The following is a 20,051-nucleotide window of genomic DNA, read 5'->3' on the forward strand; positions in this document are numbered from 1 at the left end:
CAACCTCGTCGCAAGTCTCCGCAGCGGCCGACCGGGTCGGTAGGCTCGCAGGTATGGAGCATGAGGTTGTCGTCCCACTGTCGGCCGAGGCCGTCCGGCAGGCCCTGGCCGATCGGGAGCTGGTGGCCGGCTGCGTGCCGGGCCTGACGATCGCGCCGGAGGAGTCCTCCGAACATCGGCTCGGCGGCCGGTTCAGGCTGCGGATCGGCGGCTCCACCATCACCTACGGCGGCCACCTGGACATCTCCGGGTGGCAGGACGACGAGCTGGGCGTCCGGCTCACCGCCGACGAGGTGCGCGGCAGCGGGACGCTCGCGGTGACGGTCCGGGTCACCCTGCGGGAGGCGCCGGACGGTACCGGCACCCGGCTGGCGCTGGCCGCCACGGCCGCGGTGAGCGGGCGGCTGTCGGAGTTCGACCCCGGCGTGCGGACCGCCGCCGGGCGCCGGCTGCTGGAGCGCAGCGCCACCGCCTTCGCCGCCCGCGCGGGCGAGCCGGCCGAGGCCGCGCCGTCGGAGCCCGAGGAGCCGGAGGAGCCCTCGGCCACCGTGGTGTACCTGGAGGACCACGCGGCCGAGCGGGACCTCGACGACGACCTCTCGGATCTGATCTCCTTCTCCGACGCCGACCATCCGACCGGCCAGGGCCCCGAGCTGCCGTACGACCCGGAGCCCGTGCTGGCCGGCCCGGTCCGCCGCAGCATCGTCGGGCGCTCGGCCGAGGAGGTCGACCACGCCCCGCCGCGCGGCCGGTACGCGCCCGCCGCGCCGGCCCACAGCGCCCGAGCCCGGGCGGCCACCCGCTGGGGCGGCGTGGAGCCGACCCTGCTGTCCGGTTCGGGCGGCGAGCGCAGCGCGATCCCGTGGGTGATCGGCGGCGGAGTGGCCCTGCTGGGCGGCGCCGTGGTGCTGGTCCGGGCGCTGCGCCGGCGCTGACGGCGCGACGGGCCCGGCCGTGCGGCACCCCCTAGACTGACTGCTCATGAGCAACGACCGCGACGCCCTGCTGGCGCAGATCAAGAACAAGGCCGTCGTGCACGGCAAGGTCACCCTCTCCTCCGGGCTGGAGGCCGACTACTACGTCGACCTGCGCCGGATCACGCTGGACGCCGAGGCGGCGCCGCTGGTCGGCGCGGTCATGCTGGACGCCACGGCGGACCTGGAGTACGACGCGGTGGGCGGCCTGACCCTGGGCGCCGACCCGGTCGCGGCCGCGATGCTGCACGCCGCCGCCGCCCGCGGCCGCAAGCTGGACGCCTTCGTGGTCCGCAAGGCCGGCAAGGCGCACGGCCTGCAGCGCCGGATCGAGGGCCCCGACGTGAAGGGCCGCCGGGTGCTGGCGGTCGAGGACACCTCCACCACCGGCGGCTCGGTGCTGACCGCGGTCGAGGCGCTGCGCGAGGCGGGCGCCGAGGTCGTCGGCGTCGCGGTGATCGTGGAGCGCGGCGCCGCCCCCGCGATCGAGCAGGCCGGCCTGCCGTACGTCACCGCGTACACCCTGGACGACCTCGACCTGGGCTGAGCCCGGGCCCGGTCCGCTTCACCCGTCCGTCCCAACGGCCGGTGTTTCACGTGAAACAACGTGCGGCACCGGCCGTCGGTGTACCCGGCCCGTCGACCGATGGATCGCGGACCATGCCAGAACGGGACAAACCGGTCGGCCGGTGCGATTCTCGGCCCATGACGACGCTCCCCTTCGAGGACACCGAAGACTTCTCCGACGCCGAGCGCGGGCTCGTCGACACCCTCTCCCCCGCGGTCGTCACCGCCGCCGACGGCCGGGTGGTCTGGGACAACGACGCCTACGCGTTCCTCGATCGGGACTGCCCCGCGACCGCCCACCCCAGCCTGTGGCGCCAGGGGCAGCTGGCGGCCAAGCAGGGCCTGTTCGAGGTCACCGAGGGGATCTACCAGGTCCGCGGGCTCGACCTCTCCAACATGACCCTGGTCGAGGGCGACCGCGGCGTGATCGTCATCGACCCGCTGATCTCCGCCGAGACGGCCGCCGCCGCGCTCGCGCTCTACCGCCGCAACCGCGGCGACCGGCCGGTCACCGGCCTGATCTACACCCACTCGCACGGCGACCACTTCGGCGGTGCCCGCGGCGTCCTGCCGCACGGCCACGAGCCGGTTCCGGTCCTCGCACCGGCCGGGTTCCTGGAGCACGCCGTCAGCGAGAACATCTACGCCGGCACCGCGATGGCCCGGCGCGCGGTCTACATGTACGGCGCCCAGCTGCCGAAGGCGCCGGACGGCCAGATCGGCTGCGGCCTCGGCATGACCACCTCCACCGGCACCATCACCCTCGTCCCGCCCACCGTGGACATCACCCGCACCGGGCAGGAAGAGGTGCTCGACGGGGTGCGGATCGTCTTCCAGCTCACCCCCGGCACCGAGGCCCCGGCGGAGATGAACTTCCACTTCCCGCAGCACCGGGCCCTGTGCCTGGCCGAGAACGCCACCCACAACATGCACAACGTGCTCACCCTGCGCGGCGCGGTGGTCCGCGACGCGCGGGTGTGGGCGCACTACCTCGACGAGGCGCTCCAGCTGTTCGGCGCCTCCTCCGACGTCTCCTTCGCCTCGCACCACTGGCCGACCTGGGGCGCCGAGAAGATCGCCGGCCACCTCACCCGGCAGCGCGACCTCTACGCCTACCTGCACGACCAGAGCCTGCGGCTGCTCAACCGGGGCCTCACCGGCCCGGAGATCGCCGAGGAGATCAAGCTGCCGCCGGCGCTGGAGCGCTCCTGGGCCCTGCGCGGCTACTACGGCTCGCTCAGCCACAACGTCAAGGCGGTCTACCAGCGCTACATGGGCTGGTACGACGGCAACCCGGCCAATCTCTGGCCGCACCCGCCGGTGGCCCAGGCGAAGCGGTACGTGGACGTGCTCGGCGGCATCGAGGCGACCGTCGCCAAGGCCCAGGGGTACGCGGACACCGGCGACCTGCGGTTCGCCGCGACCCTGCTCGACCACGCGGTCTTCGCCGAACCCGGCCACCGCCCCGCCCGGGACGCCCTGGCGGCCGTCTACGACCGGCTCGGCCACGGCGCCGAGAACGGCACCTGGCGCAACTTCTACCTGACCGCCGCCATGGAGCTGCGCGGGACGCTCGCCACCGTCGACCTCGACCCCGCCAACCCGGAGATGGCGGCGGCCCTCACCGTCGACCAGCTGATCGACTCGATCGCGATCCGGGTGGACGGTCCGCGGGCCTGGGACGCCGCACTCACCATCGACCTGCGGGTCACCGACCAGCGGCGCGACTGGCGGCTGACCCTCTCCAACGGCGCGCTGACCCACCGCAGCGCCCCCGCCGGGCGGCCGCTCGGCGACGGTCCCGCCGCCCTCACGCTCACCCTCACCCGACCTCAGCTGCTCGCCCTGCTCGCGGGCGCCGAACCGGACGGCGTCGAACACAGCGGCGACCCCAGCGCGCTGGCCACCCTGATCTCCTACCTGGACACCCCGGAGACCGACTTCCCGATCGTCACGCCCTGACTCCCGCCGCGGGTCCCGGCCCGGGCCCACGGTGTCCGGACCGGGACGCACGGGCCGGCGCCGCACGGGCGGACGACGGAGCCCCGGACACCCGCCGTGGGGTGTCCGGGGCTCCGTGTCGTGTCTCAGCCCTTGCGGTGGCGACCGCCGGCCACCGAGTGCTGCTGCTCCTCGTCGAACTCGACGGCCGCGCCGTTCCTCTTCTTCTTCCGCTCCCGCAGCACCTCGAAGATGATCGGCGAGATCGAGACCAGGATGATCAGCGCCATCGCCGGGATCAGGTACTTGTCGATCACCGGGGCCAGCGAGTCACCGGTGAAGTAGCCGATCAGCAGCATGGACTCGGTCCACAGCACACCACCGACCACGTTCCAGACGAAGAAGGTCTTCGCGGGCATCTCCAGGGTGCCGGCCACCGGGTTCAGGAAGGTGCGGACGACCGGGATGAAGCGCGCGATCACCACGGCCTTGGCCGGGCCGAACTTCTCGAAGTACTCCTCGGCCTTCACCACGAAGTCGCGCCGGAAGATCTTGGACTCCGGCTTGTCGAAGAGCTTCGGACCGAACCTCGCCCCGAGGAAGTGGCCGAGCTGTGCCCCGGCGACGGCGCAGATCGGGGCACCGATCAGCAGCACCGCGATCGGCAGCCGGGCCCCCTCCCCGAGCACCGAGGAGGCAGCGCCGGAGGCGGCCACACCGGCCAGGATCAGCAGGGAGTCACCGGGGAAGAAGAACCCGACCAGCAGGCCGGTCTCGGCGAAGATGATCGCGAGCAGTCCGATGGCGCCGAGAGACGAGATCAGCGACTTCGCATCGAGCACATTGACGGCGAGCTGGTTGAAGGTGTCCACGCGCGCAGGATAGCGCCCCCGGATTACCGGGGTCTTCCACGTGCCCGTCCGCCCCGGACCGTCGGGGCCTGCGGACATCCCCCGTCCCAAGTGGCGGGCCGCCGGGTGTCCCGAGGGCGGAGTCTGGGAAGATGACACTGGTGTCCGGTCCGCGGTCGTGGACCACCCTCTCCTCGTACCGCATGGACATCGTCGATCCTGGTACCACCAAGCCGTACCGCTGAGTCGCGTCGGCCCGGTGCCACACGTCGTACCACTGGCGTATTGAGCATCGGACAGCGTCGTCCGATCGCCCCACACCGACAGGAGCGGATTCGCATGCCCATCGCAACTCCCGAGGTCTACAACGAGATGCTCGACCGGGCCAAGGCGGGCAAGTTCGCCTACCCGGCCATCAACGTCACCTCGTCGCAGACGCTGCACGCCGCACTGCGCGGCTTCGCCGAGGCCGAGAGCGACGGCATCATCCAGATCTCCACGGGTGGCGCGGAGTTCCTGGGTGGCCAGCACAGCAAGGACATGGTGACCGGCGCCGTCGCGCTCGCCGAGTTCGCGCACATCGTGGCCGCCAAGTACGACGTCACCGTGGCTCTGCACACCGACCACTGCCCGAAGGACAAGCTGGACGGCTACGTCCGCCCGCTGCTGGCGATCTCCGCCGAGCGCGTCGCCCAGGGCCGGAACCCGCTGTTCCAGTCGCACATGTGGGACGGCTCCGCCGAGACCCTGGCCGACAACCTCGCCATCGGCAAGGAGCTGCTGGCCCAGGCCGTCGCCGCCAAGATCATCCTTGAGGTCGAGATCACCCCGACCGGCGGCGAGGAGGACGGGGTCTCGCACGAGATCAACGACGAGCTGTACACCACCGTCAACGACGCCGTCCGCACCGCCGAGGCCCTCGGCCTGGGCGAGCAGGGCCGCTACCTGCTGGCCGCGTCCTTCGGCAACGTGCACGGCGTCTACAAGCCGGGCAACGTCGTGCTGAAGCCGGAGCTGCTGCGCGAGCTGCAGGACGCGATCGGCAAGCAGTACGGCAAGACCGACCCGTTCGACTTCGTCTTCCACGGCGGCTCGGGCTCCACCGCCGAGGAGATCGCCACCGCGCTGGAGAACGGCGTCGTGAAGATGAACCTCGACACCGACACCCAGTACGCCTTCACCCGCCCCGTCGTGGACCACATGTTCCGCAACTACGACGGTGTGCTGAAGGTCGACGGCGAGGTCGGCAAGAAGAACACCTACGACCCCCGCACCTGGGGCAAGCTCGCCGAGGCCGGCATGGCCGCGCGCGTGCTCGAGGCCGCCCAGCAGCTGCGCTCCGCGGGCAACCGCATCAAGTAGGGCCGCTCGTCCGGTGCCCCCGTGCGGTCCGCCGCCCGGGGGCACCGGTATGTCCACTCCCTGGCCGGACAGTGGTTGACTGGGCCCATGAGCATTCACGAGAACCTGCTCGGCGGACCGCCGCCGACCCACCTGCCGGCCGAGACCGGCCCGCTGGAGCTGCTGGCCTCGGGTGCCACACCCGCCGAGGTCGCGGCCAAGTTCCCGACCTCCTCGCTCGCCTGGGCCCAGCTCGCCGACGACGCCTTCGTGGCCGGCCGGACCGTCGAGTCCTACGCCTACGCCCGTACCGGTTACCACCGCGGCCTGGACGCGCTGCGCCGGGCCGGCTGGAAGGGCCACGGCCCGGTGCCGTGGGAGCACGAGCCGAACCGCGGCTTCCTGCGCGCCCTGCACGCCCTGGCCCGCGCGGCCGGCGCGATCGAGGAGAAGGACGAGTTCGAGCGCTGCACGCAGTTCCTGCGCGACTCCTCGCCGACCGCCGCCGACACCCTCGGCTGACCGGCCGACACCACGTCGTCCGCCGCCCGGGTCCGCCCGGGCGGCGGACGTCCGTCTTTCCGGGGGCCGGCCGCCGCGGCCGCGCCCACCCGCGGAGATCAGTCGCGCCGGCCCGCGATCAGGCGGTCGGTGAAGGTGGCCAGCCGGCTGCCCTGGTAGCGGGCGGCGGCGAGCAGTTCCTCGGTCGGGGCGCCCGCCCCGGACGGGTGGGCCGCGCCGTAGGGGTTGCCGTAGGCGGCGAACACCGACGGGTCGGTGTAGCCGGGCGGGATGATGATGGTGCCCCAGTGGTACAGGGTGTTGTACAGCGCGAGCAGGGTGGACTCGTTGCCGCCGTGCACGTTCTGGGCGCTGGCGAAGGCGGTGGCCGGCTTGTCCTGGAGCTTGCCCTGGTACCAGAGGCCGCCGGTGGTGTCGAGGAACTGCTTGAGCTGCGCGGCGACGTTGCCGAACCGGGTGGGGGTGCCGAGCGCGTAGGCGTCGGCCCATTCCAGGTCCTCGTGCGAGGCGAGCGGGACGTCCGCGGTGGCGTCGAGGTGGGCCCGCCAGGCCGGGTTGGCGTCGATGGCATCGTCGGGCGCCAGCTCGGCGACCCGGCGCAGCCGGACCTCGGCGCCGGCCTTCGCGGCACCCTCGGCGACGGCCTCGGCCAGCTGGTGCACGCTGCCGGTGGCGGAGTAGTAGATGACTGCGACCTTGCTGGCCATGAGAGTTGCTCCCCCTGTGCGATGAGCTGCTGCCGGACGTGCGCTGATCAACTGTGCGGCACCCGGGTCGGCCCGCGGCAGGGTTTCCCGCCCGACCGTCCCGACTGCGTCAGGTCGACAGTAAAGCGGAACGCGCTCCGCTTTCAAGGGGTAACCGGAATGAGTTCCGGTTAGGCGTCGTCCGCCGGCCCGCAGAAGCCGTCCAGCAGGTCCCCCACCGCGGCCCTGATCTCCGCCCCGCTCATCCCCCGCCCCTCCCGCAGCCACTGCAACTGCTCCGCCGAGAGCGCCGCGAGCAGGGCGTCGGCGACGAAGCGCGGGTCCGACCCGGGCCGCACCCGGCCCAGCAGGAACGCCAGGTGGGCGTGGTACACCGAGTACGGGCCGCCCCGGAACCGCCCGGTCGGCGAGCTGCGCTCGGCGAGCAGCTGGAGCGCGTGCTGCTCCTGGATCCGGTCGACCAGGGCCAGGACGAAGGCCCGCAGCCGCACCCGCGCGGGCGCGTCCGGACCGAGCGGCGGGGGTCCGGTCATGAAGCCCGCCTGGAACTGCCGTTCCCGCTCGTCGAGCAGGGCGAGGAGCAGCCCCGTACGGTCACCGAAGCGGCGGTAGACCGTCCCGACACCGATGCCCGCCGCCTGGGCCACCTCGGCCACGGTCAGCCCCTCCGCGCCCTCATTGGCCAGGATCTCCGCCGCCACCTTGAGGATCTTGAGGCGGTTGCGCGCGGCGTCGGCCCGCTCGGGCGGTGCCTGCCCGGCCATCGGCAGCCGACCGGACAGCGGCTCCGGCGGGTTCGGGACCGGCCCCGGGGATCGGTTCACGGGGGCCTCCCAGCGTTTCGCGGATCGCCGAAACCCTATCGGACCGCCCTCGGCGGCCGGCCCCTGCGGCCCGCGCGGCGGAACCGGGCACTCCGCTCCCGCGTCCACCTCCATCGACGGGCCGGCCCACGACGCCGGGATACATACCGCGTATGTCGACATCCCCCGCACCTACGTGCGAGGGTGAGTACGACGCCACCGTGGTCACCGAGTTGACGGTCCGTCCTGCCATGTCGTCGAAGAGAGAGGGCCCGTAGTGCCTGCAGCCCCCGCCTCCAGGAGCACTCCCACCCGGAGCCGCCGACGCGCCAAGCCTCGACGGCGGCGCAGCCGGCTCGGCATGGGTGTCGCGCTGGTCGGTTCGCTGGCGGTGCTGGGCGCGGCGGCGGTGGCCCTCGGCAGCTCGGAGGGCACGCCGAGCGGGAGCGCGCCGAGCATGCAGGCCCGGTCCGTCCCGTCGGAGGCCGCGGAGCAGGTGGCGGAGAACCCCGCGCCCGTCCCCCCGGCCGGCACCCCGCCGCAGTCCGGCGCACCGCAGTCCACCCCGAGCGGCACCGTCACCCCGACCGGCACCTTCACCGCCGCCGCCGCCAACGGCCCGGCCGTCGGCAAGGGCACCATCCGGCGCTACAAGGTCGAGGTCGAGGAGGGCATCGGCATCGAGCCGCAGACCGCCGCGACCGAGGTGCAGGCCATCCTGGCCGACAAGCGCGGCTGGACGACGGACCGGCGCAACGGCTTCCAGCTGGTCGCCGACGGCACCTTCGACTTCACCGTCAGGATCGCCTCGCCGGAGACCGTCGACCGGATCTGCGCCAGCGGGGGCCTGGACACCAAGGGCGAGGTCAACTGCGACGTCGGCCGCCAGGTGATGGTCAACTCCAAGCGCTGGCAGACGGGTTCGCCGCAGTTCTCGGGCCCGATCGAGGAGTACCGGGCACTGATCATCAACCACGAGGTCGGCCACCGAATAGGCCACGGCCACGAGGCCTGCCCGGGCCCCGGCAAGCCCGCACCCGCGATGATGCAGCAGATCTACGGCCTCAACGGTTGCACGCCCAACGCCTGGCCGTACACCGCCGACGGCAGCTACATCAGCGGCCCGAGCATCCCGTAGTCCCGGTACCCGGCGGCCCGGCGCGCTCCACGGGACGCCGGCCCGCGGCCGGTGTCAGCGGGCCCGCACCGCCGCGATGCCGTCCGAAGTGCCGAGCACCAGCAGGCCGTCCGTGACCGCCAGCGCCCAGACCGGTGCGCCCAGCCGCAGGTCGAGCGGTTGCGCGCCGGGCCGGTACAGCCGGACCAGGCCGTCCGACCAGGCCGCCGCCACGGTCGGGCCGTCCGCGCCGCCCGCCGCGGCGACCGCGCTGACCACCCGGCCGCGCCGATCCAGCACCTCGGCCAGTGCACCACCGCCGGGCCGCCACAGCTGGACCGAGCCGTCGAACCCGCCGCTGACCAGAGCCGGCAGCGCGCCCTGCCAGGTGGCGGCCAGCGCGGTCACCGGGCCCAGGTGCGGGCCCTCGGTCAGCACCTCGCCGTCCGGCGCCCGCCAGTGCAGCCGGCCGCTCTCGTCGCCGAGGGCGGGCAGCGCGCCGGGCAGCGCGGCGACGGCGGCCACCGCGCTCGGGTCGGAGCCGACCCCGGCCCGCAGCGCGGCCAGCGCCTCGCCCGGACGGCTGTCGGCCTCGGCCGAGGACGGCACCACCGCGAGCTCGCCCCAGGAGTCCAGCAGCACCACGCTGCCGCCGGCCGTCACGGTCAGCCCGCGCAGCGGCTTGGGCCCGGGCGCGGGGAAGCGGGCCAGCGGGCGCCCGGAGGCGGCGTCCACGGTGCGCACCGTACCGCCGGGGTCGGCGAGCAGCAGCTGACCGGTGTACGGACCCGCGCCGAGCGCCAGCGAGGACACCGGACCGGGCCAGCCGAACGCGGAGTTGGGCCACATCGCCCAGGCGCAGTGCCACGGCGCGTCCACCTCCGCCAGCCGGGCCGCGGCCGCCTCGTCCAGCCCGATCAGCCTGGTCCGCAGCACCGCGGCGCGCACCCCGGGGTCGGGTTCCGCCACCAGCGCCGGCGCCGCCGCCTGCCAGAGCTCGGGCAGGCGGCCGCTCTCCCGGGAGAGCGCGGCGGAGACGGCCACCGGGTCGGCGTGGGTGAGCAGCCGGGCGTCGACGAGGAGCCGGCCGGCGCCGCCCTCGCGGGCCGCCGCCCGCCACAGCCCGGTCAGCAGCCGCGGTGCGGCGGCGAGCGGGTCCACCGAGCCGTCCGGCTGTGCGGGCAGCAGGCGGGCCAGCTCGTCCAGGCTCTGGGCGGCGGGCTCGGCCGGGTGGCCGAGGGCCGCACCGGGGCTGGGGTAACCGGCCGGGTCGGCGCCCGCGCCGGCGCACCAGGCGGCGAACCGGTCCGGGTCGGTCCACTGCGGCAGGTCGAGGTCGAGCACCGCCGGCCCGTCCACGGCCGTGAAGGCGCCGACCGTCTCCGGGGCGCCCTCGACGACCAGCCTGATCCGTTCCAACCGCAGCAGCGGGTCGAGCAGTTCGGCCACCAGCGCGGCCGGGTCGGCGGCCCGGCCGAGCTCCGGCACGCAGATCACCAGCGGACGGTCGTCCTCGGTCAGCGCGGTGAAGAGTTCCTCGGGGGTGCGGACCAGCAGGTCCAGCCGTCGGCCCAGCAGCCAGGCCGCGCTCTGCACGGTGGCCTCCGCCGCGGGCAGGACCGCGTCGACACCGGTGCCGGCCTCGGCCAGCCAGGCCAGCAGGTGGCTCTTGCCCGCGCCGGCCGCTCCGGTGACCTGGCACAGCCGCGGCGCCCGGCCGTCGCCGAGCCAGCCGAGCAGGGCCAGCCCGGCCGGCCGTCGGCCCGCCCGCAGCGGCGGTATCCGGCGCCCGTCTCCACCCACGGCCGAGTCCCCCTTCACAGCTGAGTCGGCGTCATCCGCCCGATGGTCGGCACGAGCTTACTGATGACCGGCCCGGGTCCCGCCCGGCAGGCCCTCCGCCGGACCGGAGGGCCTGCCGGCCGGTCAGCCCAGCACCGGTAGGTGGGCGCTCAGGTCGCTGCGCTCGCCGCTCGCCGAGACGGCCCCCTCCTCGACGGCCGTCGCCCAGTCGAGCCGCCCGGTGGCCAGCCGGATCCAGGCCAGCGGGCCGGCCTCGACCACGTTCGGCGGGGTGCCGCGGGTGTGCCGCGGTCCCTCGACGGCCTGCACCACCGCGAACGGCGGCACCCGCAGCTCGACCGCCCCGCCGGGCACCTGTTCGGCGAAGGAGTCCGCCAGCAGCCGGGCGACGGCGGCCAGCGCCTGCCGGTCGTGCGGGAAGTCGCCCCGGCCGAGCGCGTCCGCCAGGTCGTCCGCGTGGACCACCGTCTCGACCAGCCGGGTCACCAGCATGTCGGCGAGCGTCATCGAGCCGAGCCGGATCTCGAACCGCCGGGCGGGATCCGCCGCGGCCGGGCCCGTCAGCAGGTCGCGCAGGGCGTCCGCCTCCCGCTCGAACTCCTCGGCGACCTGCGCCGGGGGGCCCTCGAAGGCCCGGGCGGCGTGCTCGCGGGCCGCGCCGTCGAGCAGCGGGGCCAGACCGCCGACCCCGGCCACCCACTGCGCGAGGCCGAGCGGCTGCCGTCCCTCCAGCGGCTGGTCCAGGTGCCGGGGCACCCAGCCCACCTGCAGCGCCAGGTGGGCCAGCAGCTCGCGGACGGTCCACGTGCCCAGCCTGGTCGGCGCGGCGAGCAGCCGCTCGGCCGCCGGATCGGCGCACAGGGCGCGGACGGCGGCGCGCAGGGCCTCGGTCTGCGCGGCCAGCGCGGCGCGCACCTTCACGGGGTCGTACGTACGGGTCCGGTTCGCCATGCCGGAAGGCTAGCGCGACCGCGCGAAGGGCGGACATACGAGGCGCGGACGTACGAGGCGCGGACGCGCGAAGGGCGGCCCGCCGTCCGGCGGGCCGCCCTCGGGGTGCGGACCGATCAGCCGAGCAGGGCCTCGATCACACCGGTGTGCGCGTCCTTCAGCTCGGCCAGCGAGACGCTGAACTGGCCCTGGACGTCCAGGGTGTCACCGTCGACCACGCCGATCCGGGCGACCGGCAGGCCGCGGGCGCCGCACATGTCGTTGAACCGGAGCTCCTCGCTGCGCGGCACGGACACCACGGCCCGGCCGGCCGACTCGGAGAACAGGAACACGAACGGGTCGAGCTCCTCCGGCACCACGATGCGGGCACCCTTGCCGCCCTTGAGGCAGCTCTCGACCAGCGCCTGGCCCAGACCGCCGTCGGAGAGGTCGTGCGCCGCGTCGATCATGCCGTCGCGGGAGCCCGCGATCAGGATCTCGGCGAGCAGCCGCTCGCGCTCCAGGTCGACCTTGGGCGGCAGGCCGCCCAGGTGGCCGTGGACGACCTCGGTCCAGGCGGAGCCGCCCAGCTCGTCGGCGGTGTCGCCGAGCAGGTAGAGCAGCTGGCCCTCCTCGGCGAAGCCGATCGGGGTGCGCCGGGTGACGTCGTCGATCACGCCGAGCACCGCGACCACGGGGGTCGGGTGGATGGCGATCTCGCCGGTCTGGTTGTAGAGCGAGACGTTGCCGCCGGTCACCGGGGTGCCCAGGACCTGGCAGGCGTCGGCCAGGCCGCGGGTGGCCTCGGCGAACTGCCACATCACGTCCGGGTCCTCGGGGGAGCCGAAGTTGAGGCAGTCCGAGACGGCGAGCGGCTTGGCGCCGCCGGCCGCGACGTTGCGGTACGCCTCGGCCAGGGCCAGCTGGGCACCGGTGTACGGGTCCAGCTTCGCGAAGCGGCCGTTGCCGTCGGTAGCGACCGAGACGCCGAGGTTGGTCTCGTCGTCGATCCGGACCATGCCCGAGTCCTCGGGGGTCGAGAGCACCGTGTTGCCCAGCACGTAGCGGTCGTACTGGTCGGTGATCCACGCCTTGGAGGCCTGGTTGGGCGAGCCCGCGACGGCCAGCAGGGCCGCCTTGAGCTCGGCGCCGTTCGCCGGCCGCACCAGGCGGTCCGCGGTCGGGGCGTCGGCCTGCAGCGCGTCCTGCCAGCTCGGGCGGGCGAACGGGCGCTGGTAGACCGGGCCGTCGTGGGCGACGGTGCGCGGCGGCACGTCGACGACCTGCTCGCCGTGCCAGAAGATCTCCAGGCGCTCGCCGTCGGTCACCTCACCGATGACGGTGGCGATGACGTCCCACTTCTCGCAGATCTCCAGGAAGCGGTCGACCTTGCCGGGCTCGACGATGGCGCACATGCGCTCCTGCGACTCGCTCATGAGGATCTCCTCGGGCGAGAGCGTGTTGTCGCGCAGCGGCACGGTGTCCAGCTCGATCCGCATACCGCCGGAGCCGGCCGAGGCCAGCTCCGAGGTGGCGCAGGAGAGTCCGGCGCCGCCGAGGTCCTGGATGCCGAGCACCAGCTTCTCGGCGAAGATCTCCAGGGTGCACTCGATCAGGAGCTTCTCCTGGAACGGGTCGCCGACCTGGACGGCCGGGCGCTTCGCCGGGCCGGTCGCGTCGAAGGTCTCCGAGGCCAGCACGGAGACGCCGCCGATGCCGTCGCCGCCAGTGCGGGCTCCGTACAGGATGACCTTGTTGCCGGCGCCGGAGGCCTGCGCGAGGTGGATGTCCTCGTGCTTCATCACGCCGACGCACAGCGCGTTGACCAGCGGGTTGCCCTGGTAGCAGGAGTCGAAGACGACCTCGCCGCCGATGTTCGGCAGGCCCAGGCAGTTGCCGTAGCCGCCGATGCCCGCGACGATCCCGGGCAGCACGCGCCGGGTGTCGGGGTGGTCGGCCGCACCGAACCGCAGCGGGTCCATCACGGCGATCGGGCGGGCGCCCATCGCCAGGATGTCGCGGACGATGCCGCCGATGCCGGTGGCCGCGCCCTGGTAGGGCTCGATGTACGACGGGTGGTTGTGCGACTCGACCTTGAAGGTCACCGCGTAGCCCTGGCCGACGTCGACCACACCGGCGTTCTCGCCGATGCCGACCAGCATCGCGTCCGAGGCCGGGGCCTTCTCGCCGAACTGCTTGAGGTGGACCTTGGAGCTCTTGTACGAGCAGTGCTCCGACCACATGACCGAGTACATCGCGAGCTCGGCACCGGTGGGACGGCGGCCGAGAATCTCGCGGATCCGCGCGTACTCGTCCTCCTTGAGGCCGAGTTCGGCCCAGGGCTGGGCGGAGTCCGGGGTCTGCTCGGCGTTCTTGACGGTATCCAGGGACATCAGGCGTTCACCAGCTGCTTCAGGACGGACGTGAAGAAGCCCAGGCCCTCGGTGGTCGGGCCGGTGAGCGGCTCCACCGCGTGCTCGGGGTGCGGCATCAGACCGACGACATTGCCGGCGGCGTTGGTGATACCGGCGATGTCGCGGTACGAACCGTTCGGGTTGACGTCGAGGTAACGGGCGACCACCCGGCCCTCGGCCTCCAACTCGTCGAGGACATGCCCGTCGGCGACGAAGCGGCCCTCGCCGTTCTTGAGCGGGACGACGATTTCCTGGCCGGCCGAGTAATCGGCGGTCCAGGCCGTCGCGACGTTCTCGATCCGCAGCTTCTGGTCGCGGCAGATGAAGTGCAGCGAGTCGTTCCGGGTCAGGGCGCCGGGCAGCAGGTGCGATTCGCAGAGCACCTGGAAGCCGTTGCAGATACCGAGGACCGGCATTCCCAGCTTGGCCTGCTCGATGACGGTCTCCATCACCGGCGAGAAGCGGGAGATGGCGCCGCACCGTAGATAGTCGCCGTAGCTGAATCCGCCCGGCAGGACGACGGCGTCGACCTGATGGAGATCCTTGTCACGGTGCCAGAGGGCGACCGGCTCGGCGCCGGCCAGGCGGACCGCGCGCTGGGCGTCACGGTCGTCGAGAGAGCCGGGGAAAGTGACTACGCCGACGCGGGTGGTCACTTGCCCTCCTCCTCGACTCGGACGGTGAAGTCCTCGATCACGGTGTTGGCGAGGAAGGTCTCGGCGGCTTCGCGGATGCGGGCGAGGGCGGCGTCGTCCACCGGCCCTTCCAGCTCCAGCTCGAAACGCTTGCCCTGGCGGACGTCGGCGATCCCGTTGAATCCGAGACGCGGCAGCGCACGCTGCACCGCCTGTCCCTGGGGGTCGAGGATCTCCGGCTTGAGCATGACGTCGACTACGACGCGTGCCACTGGCACTCCCGGTGGTGTCGTGCGTGAAGGCGGGGGGACCTTCAGACTACCTGGGCTTTCGGGCCGGATTGCGGGCCGGACATAGCGACGCGCGTAGACCTCCACCCCTTACGCACCAAGGGTTCCAGGCCTCTCCACCCCCCGCGCACCGGGCGGTTTTCCGGCCGGTTAATGCTCCGCGACAGCCCGCGACGAGAACACCCGAATACCCGCACTCCGGACAGATCGACCACCCCTATCCGCCCGGTATCAGACCTCGCGCGCATCACGTGAATTTCCCGAAAAAGGAATCCCCAGCCCTTCGTATTCAGGCCCCTTTGGGTGCAGAATAGGGCGACCGGCAGCCGCAGGCGCGGCGTATCGGCATGGCCGCAAGCCTGCCCGTTTACGCACGGCCCACCGGCCACCGGGGCACCCGGGGCACTTCCGACACCCGGCGGCCGAATTGCCCGAGAGGATTGACACCCATGGCTCAGCGTGTAGTCGTCACGCTCTCCGACGACCTGGACGGCGGCGCCGCCGCGGAAACCGTCCACTTCGGCGTCGACGGGAAGTCGTACGAGATCGACCTGTCTGCGGACAACGCGGAAAAGCTGCGGGAGGCCCTCGCCCCGTTCGTCGCGGCCGGGCGCCGCCAGAGCCGCACCGGAAAGTCCTTCCGGCGCACGGCGCTCACCCCGGACCCGGCCGCGGTCCGCGCCTGGGCCCAGTCCAACGGCATGGAGCTGCCGGCCCGCGGCCGGATCCCGAAGCACGTCTACGAGGCCTTCGCGGACGCCAACTGAGACCTCACCCGAGCAGCTCGGGGGCCCCACCCCTCCTCCCCGGAGGAAGGGTGGGGCGAGCAGTCCGATCGATGTTGTAGAGTATTTCTCGTCGCCACAACGGGGAACACCCAAGAGGCGGCCGGTGCCCAGGCACCGTGCGGACGTGGCTCAGTTGGTAGAGCATCACCTTGCCAAGGTGAGGGTCGCGAGTTCGAATCTCGTCGTCCGCTCGCAACGCCGAAAGGCGTAGCAGCACAACGCAGGACAACTTCACAGACATGCGGACGTGGCTCAGTTGGTAGAGCATCACCTTGCCAAGGTGAGGGTCGCGAGTTCGAATCTCGTCGTCCGCTCCAGTACGAAGGGCCCCCTCGGTCGAGGGGGCCCTTCGGCGTTCCCGGGCACTCGCCGCCGCGACCGGTGACCCACGACAGGCGAACCGCGACCGATGACATTTGTCACCGCCGATCCATGGATCCGCCCCCGGCGGCCGGTGACGGCGCGCACTGCCCGCGCCGCCCGGCCGGCGGAAGGCTGGCAGCATGACGAACACCAGCCACCCGGAGCCCGCCGTCCAGGCGCTCGGGCTGCAGCGCCGCTACGGGCCCGCCGGCGACAAGGGCTTCGACGCGGTGCGCGGCCTGGACCTCACCGTCCACCGCGGCGAGCTCTTCGCCCTGCTCGGCACCAACGGCGCCGGCAAGACCTCCACCATGGAGCTGATCGAGGGCCTCGCCGCGCCCACCGCCGGCCGGGTCCGGGTGCTCGGCCACGACCCCTACCGGGAGCGGGCCGCACTCCGCCCGCGGATCGGCATCATGCTCCAGGAGGGCGGCTTCCCCGGCGAGCTCACCGTCGCCGAGACCGGCCGCAGCTGGGCCGGGCTGACCAGCGGTGCCCGCCCGGTGGACGAGGCCCTGGAACTGGTCGGCCTGCACCAGCGGCGCGGCGTGCGGGTCAAGCAGCTGTCCGGCGGCGAGCGGCGCCGGCTGGACCTGGCGATGGCACTGCTGGGCCGTCCCGAGGTGCTGTTCCTGGACGAGCCGAGCACCGGCCTCGACCCCGAGGCCCGGGCCGCCGTCTGGCAGCTGGTCCGGGAGCTGCGCGAGCAGGGCACCACCGTGCTGCTCACCACGCACTACCTGGAGGAGGCCCAGGAGCTCGCCGACCGGCTGGCGATCATGCATCACGGCCGGGTCATCACCGGCGGCACCGTCGCCGAGGTCATCGCCGGACGCCCGGCCCGGATCAGCTTCGAACTGCCCGAGCGCGCCGGACGCCACGAGACGCTCGACCTGCCCCCGCTGGACGGCGCGCAGGTCACCGCCGAGGGCCGGCGGATCACCGTCAAGACCCCCGCCCTCCAGGCCGACCTCACCACCCTGCTCGGCTGGGCCGCACACCACGGCATCGCGCTGGCCGCGCTGGACGCCCGCAGCGCCTCGCTGGAAGAGGCCTTCCTGGCCATCGCGGCCGAGGGCCGCACCACCGCCGCCCCGCCCGCTCCCACACCCGCTCCCACGCCGATCGGAAGCGCCCGATGACCACCGCCGCGACCCCCGCCGCCCCCCGCGCCGCGACCACCACCGCGACCACCACGACGGCCGGGCGCCTGCTCGCCCTCGGCCGGGCCGAGAGCACCCTGCTGCTGCGCAACCGCACCGCGCTGTTCACCGCCGTCGCGCTGCCGCTGCTGCTGGTCGGCGCCGTGCGCGGGATGCTCCGCCAGCAGGCCGAGAGCACCCCGGGCCTGGACGTCGACGCCGCCATGGTCACCGGCGTGACCGGGATCGTCCTGCTCTTCGTCGTCTACTACAACCTGACCTCCGCGTACGTCGCCCGGCGCGGTGAGCTGGTGCTCAAGCGGCTGCGCACCGGCGAGGCACGGGACCTGGAGATCCTGGCCGGCACCGCCGTCCCCTCGGTGCTGCTGGCCCTGCTGCAGTGCGCGGTGCTCGGCGTCGCCGGGGCGGTGCTGCTGGACCTGCCGGCCCCGGTCAACCCGCTGCTGATGGCCGCCGGGCTGGCGCTCGCGGTGGCGCTGCTGACCGGGCTGGCGGCCCTGTCCAGCGCGTTCACCAGGACCGTGGAGAGCGCCGGGATCACCACGCTCCCGCTGATGCTGATCGCCCAGTTCGGCTCGGGTCTGCTGATCCCGCTGGAGGTGATGCCGGAGCGCGTCGCCGACCTCTGCCGGGCCCTGCCCACCACACCGGCCTTCCAGCTGCTGCGGCTCGGCTGGTTCGGCGGCGACGGCTCGCGGCCCGCGACCGACTTCCTCGGCACCTGGGCGCCGGCCGCCCCGCACCTGGGCCTGGCCGTCCTGTGGACCGCCGCCGCCTGGTGGGCGACCCGCCGTTGGTTCCGCTGGGAGCCGCGCCGCTGAACCGGCCGCCGGGCCGGTGCCACCGGCCCGGCGGCGGCCCGTCAGGATGGGGGCGCACGCATGTCATGCCGGTGGGAGGGGACACGATGGGGCCGTGGCGGCCGCTGCAACGGTGGCGGGCCTGCGGGAAGCCGCAACGCACCGAGATCTACGTCCGCTGGTCGCTGTACGCGATGGTGCTCGTCCAGCCCCTGGTGGTGGTGGGGACGGTCAACGGCCCGGCCGGGCTGGCGGTCTCCCGCCCGGTGGCGGTGGCCTCGCTGGCCCTCTCGCTGGCCGGCTCCGTCCTGGCCTTCGTGCTCTTCCGCCGCGGGCTCGACCACTACCTCGGCCGGCGCGAGCGCCCCACCGGCTGGATCCTGGCCGCCGTCCTGCTGATGGTCGGCGGCGTCTCGGGCCTGCTTCTGATCGATCCGACCGTCCGCGGTGGCGGGTCACTGTCCAACGCACCCACGATCAGCTCGCTGCTGGTGCTCTGGTTCGCCCCGGTGTCCGTCGCCCTGCGCAGCCGCCGTACTGCCGCCCTGGTCGCGGCCGGCGCCCTTCTGCTCACCGTGCCCGCGATGGCGGCCGCCGGACTCCCGGCCGGATCCGTGCTCGGGCTGCTGCTCGGGGCCGCGATCTCGCTCACCGTGGTCGCGGCCACCTGCCGGTGCTCGGCCTGGCTGGCGGGCGTGGTCTGGGAGCTCGACGAGGCCCGGGAGAAGCAGTCCCAGCTGGCCGTCGCCGAGGAACGGCTGCGGTTCTCCCGCGACCTGCACGACGTCCTCGGGCGCAATCTCACCACCATCGCGCTGAAGAGCGAGCTGGCCGTCCAGCTCGCCCGTCGGGGCCGCCCCGAGGCGGCCGACCAGATGACCGAGGTGCAGCGGATCGCCCAGGAGTCGCAGCGCGAGGTACGCGAGGTGGTCCGGGGCTACCGCACCGCCGACCTGCGGGCCGAGGTGGCCGGCGCCCGTTCGGTGCTCCGCGCCGCCGGGGTGGTCTGCGCGGTCGACCTCGGACCGGACCCGGCGGCCCTGACGCCGGTGGCCCACTCGGTGCTCGGCTGGGTGGTCCGCGAGGCGACCACCAACGTCCTGCGGCACAGCGAGGCGTCGCACTGCTCGATCCGGCTGCGCGCCGAGGACGGCCGGGCCGTCCTGGAGGTCGAGAACGACGGGGTGCCGACCGGGCTCACGGACGGCCGCGAGGACGGCCGCGAGGACAGCCGCGGGGACGGCGCGCACCCCGGCACCGGACTGACCGGCCTGGGCGAACGGCTGGCCGCCCACGGCGGCGCGCTGACCCTCCCGGCCACCGCCCCCGGCAGCTTCCGGATCACCGCCGTGCTGCCGCTCGCCGCCCCCGCACCGGCCCTGGAGGTGGCCGCCCGATGACCGCACCCCTTCGCATCCTGCTCGCCGACGACGAGCACCTGATCCGGGGTGCGCTGGCCACCCTGCTCGGCCTGGAGGAGGACCTGACCGTGGTGGCCGAGGCCGCCTCCGGCCCCGAGGCGCTCGCGATGGCCAGGGCGCACCGCCCCGACGTCGCGGTGCTGGACCTGCAGATGCCCGGACTGGACGGCATCGAGGTGGCCGCGGAGCTGCGGCGGGTGCTGCCGGAGTGCCGGGTCATGATCGTCACCGGCCACGGCCGGCCCGGCTACCTGAAGCGGGCGCTGGAGGTCGGGGTCCGCGGATTCCTGCCGAAGACCGTCTCCGCGGCCGACCTCGCCGGAATCATCCGCACCGTCCGGGCGGGTGGGCGCTACGTCGATCCCGAGCTGGCCGCCGACGCGATCAGCGCGGGTGACAGCCCGCTCACCCCGCGCGAGACGGACGTCCTGGAGCTCGCGGCGCACGGCACCTCGATCGGGGAGATCGCCGAACGGGCCGCGCTGTCCCCCGGCACCGTGCGCAACTACCTGTCCGCAGCGGCCACCAAGCTCGGCGCGGAGAACCGCCACGCGGCCGTGCGGATCGCCCGCGAGCACGGCTGGATCTGACCGGGGCTGGCCGGGGAACGACTCCGGGGGC

19 protein-coding genes and 2 tRNA genes are annotated in these 20,051 nt (G+C 73.6%); 13 read left to right on the top strand and 8 right to left on the bottom strand.

Annotation, left to right across the window (positions count from 1 at the left end):
* Positions 1-53 precede the first annotated feature (53 nt).
* The 3 genes from OG871_RS19470 to OG871_RS19480 all read left to right on the top strand — a co-directional run bounded on the left by OG871_RS19470 (position 54) and on the right by OG871_RS19480 (position 3,503).
* The gene (locus OG871_RS19470; RefSeq protein WP_371498229.1) at positions 54-935 is read left to right on the top strand and encodes a carbon monoxide dehydrogenase subunit G; all 882 of its coding nucleotides are present in this window, start codon (positions 54-56) and stop codon (positions 933-935) included.
* A 46-nt stretch (positions 936-981) separates the two neighbouring features.
* Positions 982-1,521: an orotate phosphoribosyltransferase gene (gene pyrE / locus OG871_RS19475; RefSeq protein WP_371498230.1), complete on the top strand. Its 540-nt coding sequence runs from the start codon at positions 982-984 to the stop codon at positions 1,519-1,521.
* 158 nt (positions 1,522-1,679) lie between these two features.
* The gene (locus OG871_RS19480; RefSeq protein WP_371498231.1) at positions 1,680-3,503 is read left to right on the top strand and encodes an alkyl/aryl-sulfatase; all 1,824 of its coding nucleotides are present in this window, start codon (positions 1,680-1,682) and stop codon (positions 3,501-3,503) included.
* 125 nt (positions 3,504-3,628) lie between these two features.
* On the opposite strand, the gene OG871_RS19485 is transcribed toward OG871_RS19480, so the two are convergent.
* Positions 3,629-4,354, bottom strand: coding sequence for a DedA family protein (locus OG871_RS19485; protein WP_371498232.1), 726 nt, complete (start codon positions 4,352-4,354; stop codon positions 3,629-3,631).
* Between the two features lie 318 nt (positions 4,355-4,672).
* On the opposite strand from OG871_RS19485, the gene fbaA reads away from it, so the two are divergent.
* On the top strand, positions 4,673-5,695 hold the full coding sequence (fbaA, locus tag OG871_RS19490; RefSeq protein WP_371498233.1) for a class II fructose-bisphosphate aldolase: 1,023 nt from the start codon (positions 4,673-4,675) through the stop codon (positions 5,693-5,695).
* 87 nt (positions 5,696-5,782) lie between these two features.
* Positions 5,783-6,196: a DUF3151 domain-containing protein gene (locus OG871_RS19495; RefSeq protein ID WP_371498234.1), complete on the top strand. Its 414-nt coding sequence runs from the start codon at positions 5,783-5,785 to the stop codon at positions 6,194-6,196.
* Positions 6,197-6,294: 98 nt separating this feature from the next.
* Here OG871_RS19495 and wrbA read toward each other — a convergent pair whose 3' ends face one another.
* Together wrbA and OG871_RS19505 are read right to left on the bottom strand one after the other, a co-directional pair.
* Positions 6,295-6,903, bottom strand: coding sequence for an NAD(P)H:quinone oxidoreductase (wrbA, locus tag OG871_RS19500; protein ID WP_371498235.1), 609 nt, complete (start codon positions 6,901-6,903; stop codon positions 6,295-6,297).
* 170 nt (positions 6,904-7,073) lie between these two features.
* Positions 7,074-7,727 (bottom strand): TetR/AcrR family transcriptional regulator, encoded by a 654-nt coding sequence (locus OG871_RS19505; protein ID WP_371498236.1) that lies wholly within the window; start codon positions 7,725-7,727, stop codon positions 7,074-7,076.
* Positions 7,728-8,067: 340 nt separating this feature from the next.
* Between OG871_RS19505 and OG871_RS19510 the strand changes: the two genes are divergently transcribed.
* Entirely contained in the window at positions 8,068-8,844 is a 777-nt protein-coding gene (locus OG871_RS19510) for a DUF3152 domain-containing protein (RefSeq protein ID WP_371498237.1), read from the top strand.
* Between the two features lie 54 nt (positions 8,845-8,898).
* Here the strand turns inward: OG871_RS19510 and OG871_RS19515 are convergent, their stop codons facing one another.
* From OG871_RS19515 to purS, 5 genes are all read right to left on the bottom strand, one after another.
* Complete coding sequence (locus OG871_RS19515) at positions 8,899-10,626, bottom strand: WD40 repeat domain-containing protein (protein WP_371498238.1); 1,728 nt, start codon at positions 10,624-10,626, stop codon at positions 8,899-8,901.
* A 123-nt stretch (positions 10,627-10,749) separates the two neighbouring features.
* A complete protein-coding gene (locus OG871_RS19520) occupies positions 10,750-11,577 on the bottom strand; it encodes a sterol carrier family protein (protein WP_371498239.1) in 828 nt (275 codons plus the stop codon).
* A 116-nt stretch (positions 11,578-11,693) separates the two neighbouring features.
* A complete protein-coding gene (gene purL / locus OG871_RS19525) occupies positions 11,694-13,949 on the bottom strand; it encodes a phosphoribosylformylglycinamidine synthase subunit PurL (protein ID WP_371498240.1) in 2,256 nt (751 codons plus the stop codon).
* Positions 13,949-14,626, bottom strand: a complete 678-nt coding sequence (gene purQ / locus OG871_RS19530) for a phosphoribosylformylglycinamidine synthase subunit PurQ (protein WP_371498241.1) — start codon at positions 14,624-14,626, stop codon at positions 13,949-13,951. Before purQ ends, purL begins: the two co-directional genes overlap by 1 nt.
* Positions 14,623-14,877, bottom strand: coding sequence for a phosphoribosylformylglycinamidine synthase subunit PurS (gene purS / locus OG871_RS19535; protein WP_371498242.1), 255 nt, complete (start codon positions 14,875-14,877; stop codon positions 14,623-14,625). Before purS ends, purQ begins: the two co-directional genes overlap by 4 nt.
* A gap of 467 nt (positions 14,878-15,344) precedes the next feature.
* Here purS and OG871_RS19540 point away from each other — a divergent pair, with 467 nt between their 5' ends.
* The 7 genes from OG871_RS19540 to OG871_RS19570 all read left to right on the top strand — a co-directional run bounded on the left by OG871_RS19540 (position 15,345) and on the right by OG871_RS19570 (position 20,020).
* Positions 15,345-15,662, top strand: a complete 318-nt coding sequence (locus OG871_RS19540; protein WP_033817889.1) for an Lsr2 family protein — start codon at positions 15,345-15,347, stop codon at positions 15,660-15,662.
* 139 nt (positions 15,663-15,801) lie between these two features.
* Positions 15,802-15,874: transfer RNA gene (locus OG871_RS19545), tRNA-Gly, on the top strand.
* Positions 15,875-15,924: 50 nt separating this feature from the next.
* Positions 15,925-16,000, top strand: a tRNA-Gly gene (locus tag OG871_RS19550).
* 186 nt (positions 16,001-16,186) lie between these two features.
* Positions 16,187-17,188: an ABC transporter ATP-binding protein gene (locus tag OG871_RS19555; RefSeq protein WP_371498243.1), complete on the top strand. Its 1,002-nt coding sequence runs from the start codon at positions 16,187-16,189 to the stop codon at positions 17,186-17,188.
* Positions 17,185-18,030 carry an ABC transporter permease gene (locus OG871_RS19560; protein WP_371498244.1) on the top strand — a complete coding sequence of 282 codons (846 nt, stop codon included), beginning with the start codon at positions 17,185-17,187 and terminating at the stop codon, positions 18,028-18,030. Before OG871_RS19555 ends, OG871_RS19560 begins: the two co-directional genes overlap by 4 nt.
* Before the next feature lie 86 nt (positions 18,031-18,116).
* Entirely contained in the window at positions 18,117-19,409 is a 1,293-nt protein-coding gene (locus OG871_RS19565) for a sensor histidine kinase (RefSeq protein WP_371498245.1), read from the top strand.
* Positions 19,406-20,020 (top strand): response regulator, encoded by a 615-nt coding sequence (locus tag OG871_RS19570; RefSeq protein WP_371498246.1) that lies wholly within the window; start codon positions 19,406-19,408, stop codon positions 20,018-20,020. Before OG871_RS19565 ends, OG871_RS19570 begins: the two co-directional genes overlap by 4 nt.
* The last annotated feature ends 31 nt before the right edge of the window (positions 20,021-20,051 follow it).

The sequence above is a fragment of the Kitasatospora sp. NBC_00374 genome, assembly GCF_041434935.1.
Lineage (GTDB): Bacteria > Actinomycetota > Actinomycetes > Streptomycetales > Streptomycetaceae > Kitasatospora.

Bases quoted from the DNA above. Each gene is read 5' to 3' on its own strand.
- wrbA (WP_371498235.1), bottom strand. From the start codon at position 6,903: ATGGCCAGCAAGGTCGCAGTCATCTACTACTCCGCCACCGGCAGCGTG.
- OG871_RS19495 (WP_371498234.1), top strand. From the start codon at position 5,783: ATGAGCATTCACGAGAACCTGCTCGGCGGACCGCCGCCGACCCACCTG.
- OG871_RS19510 (WP_371498237.1), top strand. From the start codon at position 8,068: ATGGGTGTCGCGCTGGTCGGTTCGCTGGCGGTGCTGGGCGCGGCGGCG.
- pyrE (WP_371498230.1), top strand. From the start codon at position 982: ATGAGCAACGACCGCGACGCCCTGCTGGCGCAGATCAAGAACAAGGCC.
- OG871_RS19540 (WP_033817889.1), top strand. From the start codon at position 15,345: ATGGCTCAGCGTGTAGTCGTCACGCTCTCCGACGACCTGGACGGCGGC.
- purL (WP_371498240.1), bottom strand. From the start codon at position 13,949: ATGTCCCTGGATACCGTCAAGAACGCCGAGCAGACCCCGGACTCCGCC.
- OG871_RS19555 (WP_371498243.1), top strand. From the start codon at position 16,187: ATGACGAACACCAGCCACCCGGAGCCCGCCGTCCAGGCGCTCGGGCTG.
- OG871_RS19470 (WP_371498229.1), top strand. From the start codon at position 54: ATGGAGCATGAGGTTGTCGTCCCACTGTCGGCCGAGGCCGTCCGGCAG.
- OG871_RS19480 (WP_371498231.1), top strand. From the start codon at position 1,680: ATGACGACGCTCCCCTTCGAGGACACCGAAGACTTCTCCGACGCCGAG.
- OG871_RS19560 (WP_371498244.1), top strand. From the start codon at position 17,185: ATGACCACCGCCGCGACCCCCGCCGCCCCCCGCGCCGCGACCACCACC.
- OG871_RS19565 (WP_371498245.1), top strand. From the start codon at position 18,117: ATGGGGCCGTGGCGGCCGCTGCAACGGTGGCGGGCCTGCGGGAAGCCG.
- OG871_RS19570 (WP_371498246.1), top strand. From the start codon at position 19,406: ATGACCGCACCCCTTCGCATCCTGCTCGCCGACGACGAGCACCTGATC.
- fbaA (WP_371498233.1), top strand. From the start codon at position 4,673: ATGCCCATCGCAACTCCCGAGGTCTACAACGAGATGCTCGACCGGGCC.
- OG871_RS19520 (WP_371498239.1), bottom strand. From the start codon at position 11,577: ATGGCGAACCGGACCCGTACGTACGACCCCGTGAAGGTGCGCGCCGCG.